The sequence below is a fragment of the bacterium genome (assembly GCA_035691305.1).
GTDB lineage: Bacteria > Sysuimicrobiota > Sysuimicrobiia > Sysuimicrobiales > Segetimicrobiaceae > DASSJF01.
The window spans coordinates 68,723-80,822 of record DASSJF010000082.1 but is presented as its reverse complement, the minus strand read 5'-3'; the positions used below and the strand labels follow the sequence as shown (position 1 = coordinate 80,822).

The following is a 12,100-nucleotide window of genomic DNA, read 5'->3' as shown; positions in this document are numbered from 1 at the left end:
CACGGAGACGGCGCCCGTGCCCCGGCGGGCACGGCGCCGGTGGCGCCGCCTGCTGCCGCGTCAGCTCTCCGGCTCGCCGCTCGCGCTGCTTGCCCTCGCGATCGTCGCCGGCTGGATCGCCGCGGCCGCGCTCGCGCCGTCGCTCGCGCCGTACCCGCCGCTCGCGCAATCGATCGCCGGACGCCTGCAGCCTCCGGGCCCCGAGCACTGGCTCGGCACGGACCCGCTCGGGCGCGACATCCTGAGCCGCATTCTCTACGGCGCGCGCCTCTCGATCCCGGTCGGCATCGTGGCCGTGGCGCTCGCGGTCGTGCTCGGCACGCTGATCGGCGGGACCGCCGGCTTTCTCGGGGGGGTCGCCGACGAGGCGATCATGCGGGGCACGGACCTGATGCTCGCGTTTCCGACGGTCATCCTCGCCCTCGTCATCACGGCGGCGCTCGGCGCCGGCATCCGGAACGCGATCATCGCGATCATGGTCGCGTGGTGGCCGTCCTACGCCCGGCTCGTCCGCGGCCTCGTGCTGGCGCTGCGGGACCGCGAGTACGTGCTCGCGGCGCGCGCGGTCGGCGGTTCGCGCCCGCGGATCTTCCTCCGGCACGTGCTCCCGCAGACGATCTCGCCGGTGGTGATCCTCAGCACGCTCGACGTGGGCCACGCCATCCTCACCTTCGCGTCGCTGAGCTTCCTGGGACTCGGCCCGCCGCCGCAGATCCCGGAATGGGGCTCGATGATCGCCGCCGGGCGCAACTATCTCGACCAGTGGTGGATCAGCACGTTCCCGGGACTCGCGATTCTGACGCTGGTGTTGGCGATGAACGTGCTCGGCGACGGACTGCGCGATCTGCTCGATCCGCGCTTTCGTTCGCGATAGCCGCACGCGCGCCGGCGGCACACGGGAGGTTCAATGGAGACACGGCATCTCGGCACGACCGGACGGCGGCTCGGCATCGAGGTCGGCGGTACCTTCACCGACTGGGTGCTGTCGCGCGGAGACCGCATCGAAGCAACCGGCAAGGTCATGTCGACACCGTCCGATCCGGAGCGCGCGGTGCTGGCCGCCGTCGAGGAGTGCGGCGCGGCGCCGGCGGACCTCGCCGCGCTGATCCACGGATCGACGGTCGTCACGAACGCGGTCCTGGAACACAAGGGCGCGCGCACGTGCCTCCTCACGACGAAGGGATTCCGCGACGTGCTGCTGATCCAGCGCCAGGCGAAGACGCGCCTCTTCGACCTCTTCTACCGTCAGCCCGAACCGCTCGTGTCGCGAGACCACATCGTCGAAGTCGACGAGCGCATCGGCCCGGACGGCGCGGTGCGGCGGGCGCTGACGGACTTCGGGTTCGTCGACGACGTGCGCCGCTTGGCGGCCGGGGCAGGCGTCCGGTCGATCGCGATCTGCCTCTTGCACGCCTACGCGAATCCCGCGCACGAGCTCGCGGTCGAAGCGGCGCTCACCGCGGCGCTGCCGGGCGTCGCCGTCACCCGCTCGTCCGACGTGCTGCCGCAGTTCCGGGAGTACGAGCGCACCAGCACCTGCGTGATCAGCGCCTATGCCAAGCCGGTCGTGGACCGCTACCTTTCGCGCCTTGAAGAGGGTTTGCGGGCGCGGGCGTTCCGCGGGCCGCTGACGATCGTGCAGGCGAACGGCGGCACGGTACCGGCGCACGCCATCCGCCGGCACGCCGCGAAGATGATTCTATCCGGACCGGCCGCCGGCGTCGTGGGGGCCACCACCGCCGCGGTCGAGGCGGGGTTTCCGAACGTCATCACGTTTGACATGGGCGGCACCAGCACCGACGTCTGCCTGGTCACGGACGGCCGCCCCGGCGTGACGCGCGAGTACCGGATCGCCGGCCTGCCCCTCAACGTGCCGATGATCGACATCGCGACGGTCGGCGCCGGCGGCGGCAGCATCGCGGATGTCGACCGCGGAGGCATCCTCAAGGTCGGCCCGGAGAGCGCCGGTGCCAACCCGGGGCCGGCGGCGTACGGAAAGGGCGGCACGGCCTTCACGGTTACGGACGCCAACGTGCTGGCCGGGCGGATCCGGCCGGAGGCGTTTTTCGGCGGCCGGCTGCGGCTCGACGCCGGGGCGGCTGAGTCGGCGCTCGCCTCGCTCGCGGACCGCGTCGGGCTGCCGCGCCGGGAAACCCTCGACGGCGTGCTCCGGCTGGTGAACGTCACGATGGCGCAGGCGATGCGGCTGGTGTCGATCGAACGCGGCTACGACCCGCGCGACTACACGATCGTGGCGTTCGGGGGATCGGGGCCGCTGCACGCGGCCGCGGTGGCGGCGGACCTCGGCATCGCGCGCGTGCTCGTGCCGGTCAATCCGGGACTCCTCTCCGCGTACGGCCTGCTGATCGCCGACACGCGCCAGGATTTTTCCATCACCCGCGTGCAGCCGGCCGGCCGGGTCCGCGACGCCGCGGCCGCGGAGGTGTTCGCGGACCTCGAAGCCCGCGCGCGCCGCGAGTTCGAAGCGTACGAACGGCCCTGGAGCGACGTCCGCTGCCGCCGCGAGATGGACCTTCGCTACACGGGCCAGGCGTACGAGATCAGCGTGCCCGCCGACGGCCTCCGGATCGCCGATGTGGTGGAAGCGTTTCACGAGGCCCATCGGACGCGGTACGGACACGCCGTGCGCGATCAAGATGTCGAGGTGGTCGGCTACCGGCTGATCGCGGCGGCGCCGTCTCCGCTCCGCAGCGTCCGCTCGGCCCCCGGCGGGCGGCGCGGCGGCGCGCCGCCCGCCGCGGGATACCACCCGCGGGACGAAATCGAACCCGGCACGCGCCTCCGGGGGCCGTGCGTGGTCGAAGAGCCGACGGCGACCACGTACGTACCCGAAGGCTGGTCGGCCCGGGCGGACCGACTGGGGAACCTGGTGCTGGAGGCCGGCGAATGAATCCCGTGACCCTGTCCGTCATCGGCCACGCCTTCGCCGCGACCGCGGAAGAGATGGGCGTCAACCTCTACCGCTCGGCGCACTCGACGATCGTCCGCGAAGTGCGCGACATCGCGACGGCGATCCTCGACCCGCGCGGCAACACCGTCGCGATCGCAAACTACATCCCGCAGCTGCTGAACGCCATCGACCCCGCCGCCGCCGCGATCGCCGAGCAGTACGAGTTCGCCGGCCTCCAGGACGGCGAGGCCTTCATCACCAACGATCCGTTTCACGGCGGCCAGCACATCAACGACGTGCTGTTGTTCACCCCGATCCGCTTCGACGGACGGCTGCTCGGCGTCACATGCGCCAACGTCCACCACCTCGATCTCGGCGGCGGCGCCGCGGCCAGCAACGCCCGCGCCACCGACGTCTTCCAGGAAGGCATCGTCTTCCCGCCGATGCGCATCCCGCTGGACGCGGGGTGGCGGGCCAGCCCGTTCGGCAAGTTCTTCGCCGCCAACGTCCGCGCGCCGCGCACCGTGCTGGCCGATTTCGACGCGCAGATCGCCGCCTGCCGGACCGGCGAGGCACGGGTGAAAGCGCTCGCGCGCAAGTACGGCCCGGACGCGATCGCGGAGTTCACAACGAACGTCCAGGACTACGCGGAACGCATCTCGCGCCAGGCCATCAGCGCGATCCCCGACGGCGAGTACCGCGGAGAGGCGTACATGGAGGACGACGGCACGGACGCGGGCCCCTTCTACGTCCGCGTCGCGGTCCGCATCGCCGGCAGCGAGATGACGATCGATTTCTCGGGCACCGACGGCCAGGCCAAGGGCTTCATCAACGTGCCGTGGGGCTCGACGCTGTCGAGCGTGCGGACGACGGTGGTCGCGATCCTCGGCGTGACGCACATGCTCGTCAACGCGGGTAGCATGCGGCCGGTGCGCGTCACCGCGCCGCTCGGTTCGCTCGTCAATCCGCGCTGGCCGGCCGCGACGCGGGCGCGCACCAGCGCATGTTACAAGATCTTCGACGCGATCAACATGGCGCTCGCGCCGGTGCTGCCGAGGCAGGTCATGGCGCCGGGGTTCGACGCGCAGACGGGCATTACGTTCGGCCACCGCGCGGGCGGCCACACGCGCATCCTGTCCGAGGTGCTGGGCGCGGGCAACGGCGCGCTGTGGTGCCAGGACGGCGCCGACGGGATGATCATGCCGCTCACCAACGGCCATAATACGCCGGTCGAGTCGGTGGAGATCGAGTTCCCGTTTCTGGAGGTGACGCGGTACCGGCTCGTGCCGAACTCGGGCGGCGACGGCGAGTACCGCGGCGGCCTCGGGATGGAGCGCGCCTACCGGATCCTCGAAGACGACGTCACCTTCGGCCTGCATTCCGACCGCCACCGCCACGGCGCGCCGGGCCTCTTTGGCGGCGGCACCGGCGCGCCGGGCGCGTGCGTGCTGGTGCGCGACGGCGCGGCGCGCGTCCTCGGCTCGAAGGTGCACGAGACGCTGCGCCGCAACGACCGCCTCGTCGTGCGGGCGGGCGGCGGCGGAGGGTACGGACCGGCCGAACGCCGTTCCGAGGACCGCCTCGCGAGAGACGCGCGCGAAGAACGGCAGACGCGCGGCGCGCCGGTCCCCGAGCCGGCGGAAGACCTCTAAGCCGGCGGCTTCGGCCTAATCCGCGGTCACGGCCGATTTGGCGCCGGCGGCTCCGGCGGACGGCCTCGCCCTGAAGTAGCCGATCACCGCGTCCGCGACGTACGCCAGCAGTTCGTCCGTCATGTGCGGGCCGGCCGGGATCGACAGCGTCTCGCGGCAGAGCCGCTCCGCCACCGGAAACTGTCCCGCCCGCGTCCCGTACTGCTCCATGACGGGACGCGCCAGGTGCAGCGGCGTAGGGTAGAGCGCGATCCCCTCGATCCCGCGGGCGGCAAGCGCCTCGCGCAGCCCTTCGCGCTCGGGAGTCCAGACCGTATAGTGCAGGTACGACGGCGCCGCCCACGGCCGGGACGGCGGCAGCCGCAGCGGCAGCCCCGCGTCCCGGAAGCGCTCGGTGTAGTAGGCCGCCGCGCGGCGCCGGTGCGCGACGAACGACGGCAGCATGCGGAGATCGATGCGCGCGAGCGCCGCGCACAGCTCGGTCATGTGCATGTTGTAACCGACCCACCGCTGGTCGTACCACGTCGGGTCCGTCCGCCGCACGAAACTGATGTGCTCGTCCCGTACGCGGCCCTGGTCGCGCAGACTCGCCAGCCCTTCGGCGAGGTCCCGATCGTCCGTCACCGCGCCGCCGCCGGGTCCGAACGCCGTGATCATCTTCCCGGAGAAGCTGAAGAACCCCATGTCGCCGATGCCGCCGGCGCGCCGCCCCTTGTACTCCGCGCCGAGCGCATGGGCCGCATCTTCGATCACGAACAGCCCGTGGCGCCGCGCGGTTTCCATGATCGGATCCATGTCGCACGGAAAACCGTAGTCGTGAATCGCCACGACCGCGCGCGTACGCGGCGTCACCGCGGCGGCAATCGCGTCGGGGCGGACGTTGGACGTGTCGGCGTCGGCCTCGGCGAAGATCGGGGTCGCCCCGCGCTTTATCACCGCCGCCAGCACGCCGACATAGCCGTTCGCCGGCAGGATCACCTCGTCGCCCGGCCCAATGCCCTTCGCGTCGAGGGCCAGCAGGCAAATCGACGTGCCGGAGTTGGCGGTCGCACCGTACCGGCGGCCGCACCACGCGGCCAGCTCGATCTCGAAGCGCTCGGTCTCTTCCCCGCCGTACGTCCTTCCGGTCTCGAGAATCTCGAGGGCCTTCTGTCGCTGCTCGGGCGTCGGTATCATCTTGCGGTTGGGAATCTGCATGCGCACCACCGTAGGTGAGAGTCGCGATCGACCGGCGTCAGTCCGCCGTCGCCGCGTGTTCCGGGGCCGCAGCGGCCTCGGGAAATCCGTACAGTTCGCGCGCCGTCTCGTAAAAGATGCGCCGGTGGAGCTCGTCCGGCATGCGCGGGAACGCGTCCGTCGGCGAGTCGAAGTCCCAGTGCGCGTAATCCGACGCGAACATGAGCGTCCGCTCCGCGCGGTTCCACTTGAACACCTCGAGGAGATCGGCCGGCCGGTCCGGCTCCTCGAGCGGCTGCGACGTGAACCGGACATGCTCCCACACGTATTCGCTCGGCGGCCGCTTGACCCACGGCGTCTGATGCCGCAGCCCGCGCCAGTCGGCGTCGAGCCGCCAGAGAAACGGCGCGAGCCACGCGTAGCCGCCTTCGATGAACACGGCGCGGAGCTTCGGAAATCGCTCGAAGACGCCTTCGAAGATCATGCTCGTGAGATGCGTCATGTAGCCCTGCGGCCGGACTTGGCGGTTCTCGACGTAGTAGGAGCCGTAGCCGGCCACGGACGGCTGGCCGTTGATGCCGGCGCCTTCGCTGCCCGTGTGGAGCGCGAACGGCAGGCCGAGCGCTTCGCAGGCTTCGAGGATCGGCTGATAGTAGCGGTTGCCGTACGGCAGCCGCGCGCCGTTCGCAACCAGGACCTGGACGATGGCCGGATGGCGGCCGATCCGTTCGATCTCCCGGACGGCCTGCGGCACGTCCTGGGTCGCGATCAGCATCGCGCCGCGAAGACGGGCGTCCCGCGCCAGCCAGTGCTCGATCAGATAGTCGTTGTACGCGCGGGCGAGCGCGGCGGCGTAGTCGGCGTTCGGCAGCGTCCCGAGCGGCCGGAGTTCCTGGCCGAGCAGGATCGCGTACCGGACGTGGAAACGGTCGAGCAGCTGCGCGCGCATGAGATCCAGGTCGGAACCGGGGAACCCGTCCTTCGGCCAGGAGTCGCCGCGGTAGCCGCGGTCGCCGCCGTTCAAGTAGCCGACGCCGGGGAGGTTGATCCCCCACTCCCGCACGTCTTCCTGGTAGGCGCGGGGCAGGTACGGCCACAGCGAGGTCATCTTGCCGTCCTTGAATCGGTTGTGCACGTCGCAATCGATGATCGGCATCGCCCTGAGACCGTCGGTCACGTCCGTCCTCCTCCTTACGCGTGCAACACGACGAGATCGCCTTCGGTGGTGACTTCAAACGTCTCCAGCGTCACGTCCTCCTCGAGTTGCGCCGCCGCGGCGCCCCGCTCGACGGTGACATCGTACGTTTTCACACGCATGCGGTGCGGGTTGAAGTACGTGCGGCCGGTGGCGATCTCGAACTCCCAGCCGTGCCAGGGACATTGGATGATTTCCCGGTCGCGGCCGTAGACGTACTGGTACGGAGGGCCCGGCAGCGTGGTGCCCTTCACCCGGCCTTCGCACAACGGCGCCCCCTGATGCGGGCAGCGGTTGCGCAGCGCGTAGAAGCGACCGCCGATGTTGAACACCCCGATGGAACGTCCGTCGACCGTAACGATCCGCCGGCTTCCCGGCGGCAGCTCCGTGATCGTCCCCACGAGGTGCCGCCTCATACGTAGGTCTTCGCCGGTCGCCCCCAAACTCCCACAGCGCTGCACGGCCGCCGGCCGCGGTCGGCGGACGGTCCGGGCGGCGCCTACAACGCGGCGGTCGCGCCGCGGCGCAGCCACCGGCCCCGCCCGCGCACGGCCGTGACGCCGCTCCGATCGAACACGACGTCGCCGCGGCTGATCGTGTAGACCGGCCAGCCGCGGACCTCGCGCCCGTCATAAACGGAATAGCCGGCGCGCGAACGCATCGACGCGCCGTCGATCGTCCGGGATGCCTCGGGATCCCAGATCACCACGTCGGCGTCGGAGCCGACCGCGATCGTCCCCTTCCGCGGGTACAGACCGAAGAGCTTGGCGACGTTCGTGCTGGTGAGCTCGACGAAACGGGAGAGCGTAATCCGCCCGCCGCGCACGCCCTCCGAGTACAGCATCGGCATCAAGGTCTCGAGGTCGGCGACGCCGTTGCGCACCGTGGCCACGGTGAGCGACGGGTCGAGTTTCTGGCGCAGCGTCCAGGGGGCGTGGTCGGTGCAGACGCTTTGGACGTCGCCGCTGCGCAGGCCGGCCCAGATCGCCGCCACGTCGGTCGCATCACGGAGCGGCGGCGCGCCGGTGTACTTGGGACCGTCCGGCTCCTCGAGGCGCTCGCGCGTGAGATACAGGTACAGCGGCCGGGTTTCCACGTACACTGGAAGGCCCTCCGCGCGCGCCGCCCGGCAGCGGGAGAGCGCCGCCGCGGACGAGAGGTGCACGACGTAAATCGGCGCCCCGGTGGCCTGCGCGAGCGCGATCGCGCGCTCGGTCGCGACCGACTCGGTGTAGATCGGACGGCTGTCCGGGTAATATCGCAGACCCGCGCGGCCTTCCTCCGCGAGGCGCCCCTTGAGAAACCGCTGCAGTGCGCCGTCTTCGCAGTGCATCAGCACGATCAGGCCGCTCTTCGCGGCCGCGTCCATCGCGCGCAGATACATGTCGGCTTCCGCGTCGAAATTGTCGCGGCTCATGAAGAGCTTGAGGCTGGCGTGCCCCTGCGCCGCCAACGCGGCCACCTCGTCCACGGCGGCGGGCGTCGGCTCGGTGAGCACAGGATGCAGGATGAAGTCGACGGCGGCGTCGCGCGCAGCCGCGGCGAGATCGCGCTCCAGCGCATCCCGCAGGCGCTCGCCCGCCCACTGGAACGTCATGTTGCCGATCGTGGTGATGCCGCCCGCGATCGCGGCCTGCGACCCGGTGAAGAAGTCATCCACCCACAGCTCGCGTCCCGGTTCGGGGCGCGCCGCCTGGCTGAGGTGCACGTGGACGTCGACGCCGCCTGGAAAGACGTAGAGGCCGGACGCGTCGATCTCCCGGCCCGCCCGCATCTCCCCGCCGAGCTGCGCGATTTTCCCGGCGCAGATACCGATGTCGGCGACGCCGTCCGCGGCGGCGGTGACAACCCGCCCGCCGCGGACCACGAGGTCACATTCCATGGGCGGCTGAAAAAACGCTAGTTGAGGTACCGTGCGGGGTCGACGGGAACGCCGTTCCGCCGCACCTCGAAGAACAAGTGCGGCCCGGTGCTCCAGCCGGAGCTGCCGATGCGTCCGATGGCCTGGCCCGGCTCAACCTCCTCGCCGGGGTTCACGAGGGCGGCCGAGAGATGCGAGTACGTCGTCTGGAACCCGCCGCCGTGGTCGAGCACAACGATGCGCCCGTAGCCGGACTTCCAGCCCACAAAGAGGACCACACCGGCGCGCGCCGCGATGACCGGCGACCCGTAGCGCGTAGCGATGTCGACCCCGGTATGAAATTCCCTGGTTCCAAAGATCGGGTGCATGCGCCAGCCGAAGCGCGACGTGATGACGCCTCCGGACGGCCGCAGCAGTGCGAGGGACAACGCCTCGGCCGCCGCCGGTGGCGTCGCCGCGGCGGACGGGGCCGCCCCCCGTTCCGCCGGCACACCGCCGGCAACGTTTGCGCGCGGGGACAATTCGGCGTCGCCCCCCCTCGCCGCCGCCGGGGCCGCCTCGCGCCCAGTCCATGGAAGAGCGACGGCCGCCGCGAGCTGCAAGACCCCGGGCGCCGGGGCTCTCATCACGGCGGGTGTGACGTTCTCCCCGCCGGCCGCCGCCGGGCGATCCCCGATGGCCGGCGTCCCTCCGTAGCTGATGACAGCCGCGCCGATCCCGATTACCAGCATCCCGCACGTCGCGGCAGCGGCCGCGACAAACCGCACGCCGGCGGCCCGGCGCCTCTCGGACGAGGCCATGGATCCTCCTGGAGTCTTTCCGCGGATTTGCGGGGCGAACACAACTGGCAACCGTACGGTGAGCGGGCACCACGTCCCGCCCAGTCAGGGCGAGCGAGAGCCGGTGTCCGAGCAGTGTCTCGTGACTTGCCCCGACAACCTTGTTGGGGCGAAGCGGGGCAGATTCCTGCCGGTCAGTTGAGGTAACGGGCGGGATCCAGCGGCACGCCGTTCCGCCGCACCTCAAAGAACAGGTGCGGACCGGTGCTCCAGCCGGAGTTGCCGATGCGGCCGATCAGCTGGCCCTGCGTCACCCGCTGACCGGGGCTCACGAGGGCCGCGGACAGGTGCGAGTACGCCGTCTCGATGCCGCCGTCGTGATCGAGCACGACGATTCGGCCGTAGCCGGACTTCCAGCCGACAAAGCGGACCAGACCGGCGCAGGCCGCCACGACCGGGGAGCCGTACCGAGTCGCGATATCCATGCCGGTGTGAAATTCGCGACCGCCGAAAATTGGATGGACCCGCCAGCCGAACCGGGAGGTGACGATCCCGCCGGCCGGCCACAGCAGCGCGAGATGGCTCGCCGCACCGGAACCGGGGGCCGCCGGCAATGCCGCCGCGCGCGACGGGACGGAGGTGCGTTCGGGCGCGGCCGGGCGAACCGACGCCGCCGGGGCGGGAACCGGCGTTGCCGGGTGCGGAATGGTCAGCACGCGTCCGAGCTTGAGCACCGAGTTTTCGGTGAGACCGTTCGCGGCGGCCAGCGCATCGACGCGGACGCCGGCGGATAGGGCGATCGCCCACAGCGTGTCGCCGGCGACGATGGTATGGCGAGTCTCCGGCAGGGCGGCCGCGCCTTGAAGCTGCGGCGCGGCCGGCAGCGGCAGCGCGGGCATGCGGAGATGAACAGTCGCCGTCACGCCGGCCGGCGCATGCCGGCCGTCCCCCCCGATCGGCTCCCGCGCGAAAGCCGGCGCCGGAACCGCTGCGCAGACCGCGCTCACCACGGCCGCGGCCACCCGCCTCCACGAGGTCGGCATTGACCCTCCCATGGAAGTTCGGTTGTGCGTTACGGTGCGGGGGTTAAAACGGCAGGCGATCGTGCGCGAGGCGGACGCGGGCATGCGTCCGAACGATGTCCGGTGGCTCTCCCCCAATCGGGGGCTTAAGCCGGGGCCGCGCGGATTCCTGCTCCGCGCGGCCCCGGCTGTGTCGTGTGTCTCTCGACTGCGGTCGAGCCGTCCCAGACAGACCGGACGGGCTAAGCGTCCTCCTCCGCGCTCTTGATGATCGAGCGCAGGAAGCCCGCGTTGTTCGGCGTCTTGCGCAGCCGGTCGAGGATCAGCTCCGTCATCGCGACGGTGTCCAGCGACTCCAGGCTCTTGCGGAGCACCCAGACCTTCCGCAGCTCCTCCTCGGTGAGCAGCAGCTCCTCGCGCCGGGTCCCGGAGAGCTTGATGTCGATCGCCGGGAAGGTGCGGCGCTCCTGCAGCTTGCGGTTGAGGTGGAGCTCCATGTTGCCGGTGCCCTTGAACTCCTCGTAGATCACGTCGTCCATCCGGCTGCCGGTGTCGATCAGCGCCGTCGCGACGATGGTGATGCTGCCGCCTTCCTCGATCTTCCGCGCCGCGCCGAAGAACCGCTTCGGGCGGTGCAGCGCCGCGGGGTCGAGGCCGCCGGAGAGCGTCCGGCCGCTCGGCGGGATGACCAGGTTGTTCGCGCGCGAGAAGCGCGTGAGGCTGTCGAGCAGGACGACGACGTCGCGGCCGCCCTCGACGAGGCGCTTTGCGCGCTCGAGGACGAGGTCGGCGACCTGCACGTGCTCTTCCGGCGGCCGGTCGAAGGTGGACGCGACCACCTCGGCCTCCACCGAGCGGCGCATGTCGGTGACCTCTTCCGGCCGCTCGTCGAGCAGCAGCACCATCAGGTAGACTTCCTGGTGGTTCTGCACGATGCTCTGGCCGATCTTCTTCAGCAGGGTCGTCTTGCCGGCCTTCGGCGGGGAGACGATCATCGCGCGCTGGCCCTTGCCGATCGGCGCGAAGAGATCCACGATCCGCACGGTGAGGTCGCTCTGCGGCAGCTCGAGCTTGAGCCGCTCGTGCGGGAAGACCGGCGTCAGTTTTTCGAAATCGGGCCGCGAGCGCGCCTGCTCGGGGTCGAGGCCGTTGACGGCCTCCACCCGCAGCAGCGCGTAGTACTTCTCGTTGTCCTTGGGGGCCCTGACCTGCCCGAGCACTTCGTCGCCCACGCGCAGGCCGAACCGCTTGATCTGCGAGGGGGAGACGTAGATGTCCTCGGATCCCGGCAGATAGCCGCTCGTGCGGAGGAAGCCGTACCCCTCCTGCATGATCTCGAGGATGCCGGAGCGGAACATCAGTCCGCTCTGCTCGGTTTGGGCTTGCAAGATCTTCATAATCAGCTCCTGTTTACGGTAGCGTCGAACATTTTGGACGTTGAGTTCTTTGGCGAGGTCCTGCAGTTCGTTGAGATTCTTGCCCTCCAGCTCCGCGATTGGCACGC

The 12,100-nt window shown here is 70.6% G+C and carries 10 protein-coding genes; 3 read left to right on the top strand and 7 right to left on the bottom strand.

The window, feature by feature from the left end; all coding sequences use genetic code 11:
- Window positions 1–16 precede the first annotated feature (16 nt).
- The 3 genes from VFL28_15865 to VFL28_15855 are packed head-to-tail and all read left to right on the top strand — an operon-like array spanning window position 17 to window position 4,563.
- Entirely contained in the window at window positions 17–874 is an 858-nt protein-coding gene (locus VFL28_15865) for an ABC transporter permease (GenBank protein HET7266140.1), read from the top strand.
- Window positions 875–907: 33 nt separating this feature from the next.
- Complete coding sequence (locus VFL28_15860; protein ID HET7266139.1) at window positions 908–2,911, top strand: hydantoinase/oxoprolinase family protein; 2,004 nt, start codon at window positions 908–910, stop codon at window positions 2,909–2,911.
- A complete protein-coding gene (locus VFL28_15855; protein ID HET7266138.1) occupies window positions 2,908–4,563 on the top strand; it encodes a hydantoinase B/oxoprolinase family protein in 1,656 nt (551 codons plus the stop codon). Before VFL28_15860 ends, VFL28_15855 begins: the two co-directional genes overlap by 4 nt.
- 15 nt (window positions 4,564–4,578) lie before the next feature.
- On the opposite strand, the gene VFL28_15850 is transcribed toward VFL28_15855, so the two are convergent.
- From VFL28_15850 to rho, 7 genes are all read right to left on the bottom strand, one after another.
- Complete coding sequence (locus tag VFL28_15850; GenBank protein ID HET7266137.1) at window positions 4,579–5,760, bottom strand: DegT/DnrJ/EryC1/StrS family aminotransferase; 1,182 nt, start codon at window positions 5,758–5,760, stop codon at window positions 4,579–4,581.
- Between the two features lie 37 nt (window positions 5,761–5,797).
- Window positions 5,798–6,916 carry an amidohydrolase family protein gene (locus VFL28_15845; protein ID HET7266136.1) on the bottom strand — a complete coding sequence of 373 codons (1,119 nt, stop codon included), beginning with the start codon at window positions 6,914–6,916 and terminating at the stop codon, window positions 5,798–5,800.
- A gap of 14 nt (window positions 6,917–6,930) precedes the next feature.
- Window positions 6,931–7,350 (bottom strand): Rieske (2Fe-2S) protein, encoded by a 420-nt coding sequence (locus VFL28_15840; protein ID HET7266135.1) that lies wholly within the window; start codon window positions 7,348–7,350, stop codon window positions 6,931–6,933.
- A gap of 83 nt (window positions 7,351–7,433) precedes the next feature.
- Window positions 7,434–8,801 (bottom strand): dihydropyrimidinase, encoded by a 1,368-nt coding sequence (gene hydA / locus VFL28_15835; GenBank protein HET7266134.1) that lies wholly within the window; start codon window positions 8,799–8,801, stop codon window positions 7,434–7,436.
- 32 nt (window positions 8,802–8,833) lie between these two features.
- Window positions 8,834–9,595, bottom strand: a complete 762-nt coding sequence (locus VFL28_15830) for a M23 family metallopeptidase (GenBank protein ID HET7266133.1) — start codon at window positions 9,593–9,595, stop codon at window positions 8,834–8,836.
- 173 nt (window positions 9,596–9,768) lie between these two features.
- Window positions 9,769–10,617: a M23 family metallopeptidase gene (locus tag VFL28_15825; protein ID HET7266132.1), complete on the bottom strand. Its 849-nt coding sequence runs from the start codon at window positions 10,615–10,617 to the stop codon at window positions 9,769–9,771.
- 221 nt (window positions 10,618–10,838) lie between these two features.
- The gene (gene rho, locus VFL28_15820; GenBank protein ID HET7266131.1) at window positions 10,839–12,098 is read right to left on the bottom strand and encodes a transcription termination factor Rho; all 1,260 of its coding nucleotides are present in this window, start codon (window positions 12,096–12,098) and stop codon (window positions 10,839–10,841) included.
- Between the last annotated feature and the right edge of the window lie 2 nt (window positions 12,099–12,100).

What these genes read in the sequence shown, in the direction of transcription:
- VFL28_15825 (HET7266132.1), bottom strand. Translation starts at nt 10,617, where the DNA reads ATGCCGACCTCGTGGAGGCGGGTGGCCGCGGCCGTGGTGAGCGCGGTC.
- VFL28_15855 (HET7266138.1), top strand. Translation starts at nt 2,908, where the DNA reads ATGAATCCCGTGACCCTGTCCGTCATCGGCCACGCCTTCGCCGCGACC.
- VFL28_15830 (HET7266133.1), bottom strand. Translation starts at nt 9,595, where the DNA reads ATGGCCTCGTCCGAGAGGCGCCGGGCCGCCGGCGTGCGGTTTGTCGCG.
- VFL28_15860 (HET7266139.1), top strand. Translation starts at nt 908, where the DNA reads ATGGAGACACGGCATCTCGGCACGACCGGACGGCGGCTCGGCATCGAG.
- VFL28_15850 (HET7266137.1), bottom strand. Translation starts at nt 5,760, where the DNA reads ATGCAGATTCCCAACCGCAAGATGATACCGACGCCCGAGCAGCGACAG.
- VFL28_15840 (HET7266135.1), bottom strand. Translation starts at nt 7,350, where the DNA reads ATGAGGCGGCACCTCGTGGGGACGATCACGGAGCTGCCGCCGGGAAGC.